1 protein-coding gene is annotated in these 486 nt (G+C 76.7%); it reads left to right on the forward strand.

Annotated elements, in window-relative coordinates:
• Positions 1-486: FUSC family protein (locus tag G3I40_RS08620; protein WP_164301565.1), on the forward strand; the 486-nt coding region annotated here is incomplete at both ends.

Below are 486 nucleotides of genomic sequence, written 5' to 3' on the forward strand. Positions count from 1 at the left end.
GGACGCGAGTACGGGGCGCGGGTCGGGCTCTCCTTCGGGGCGGGCGCCGCCGTCGCGCAGGTCCTGCAGCCCGTCCACTGGTACTGGCTGCCAGCCACCGTCGTCTTCCTCGTCAAGCCCGATCTCGGCCCGTTGGTCTCGCGCGTGCTGTGCCGGTCCGCCGGGACGGTCGCGGGGGCGGTGCTGTTCGCCGGGCTCGCCGCGTTCCTGCCGCAGCCGGCCGGACTCGTCGCGCTGGTCGCGCTCTGCGGGGCGCTGATCCCGGTGGCCGTCCGGCACTTCGCCGCACAGACGGCCGTCGTCACCGTGCTCGTGCTGTCCCTGGTGATGGCGGGAGGGGAGCCGGGCGCCTCCTGGAGCCGGATCACCGAGACGCTGCTCGCCTGCGCCATCGTGCTGGTGGCCGGGCACCTGCCGTGGCCCGGCGCGCACCACGGGAGCGGGGTGCGGGTGCGGCTCGCCGTCGCGCGCGAGGCCGCCCACGCG

This window comes from Streptomyces sp. SID14478 (assembly GCF_010548525.1).
Lineage (GTDB): Bacteria > Actinomycetota > Actinomycetes > Streptomycetales > Streptomycetaceae > Streptomyces.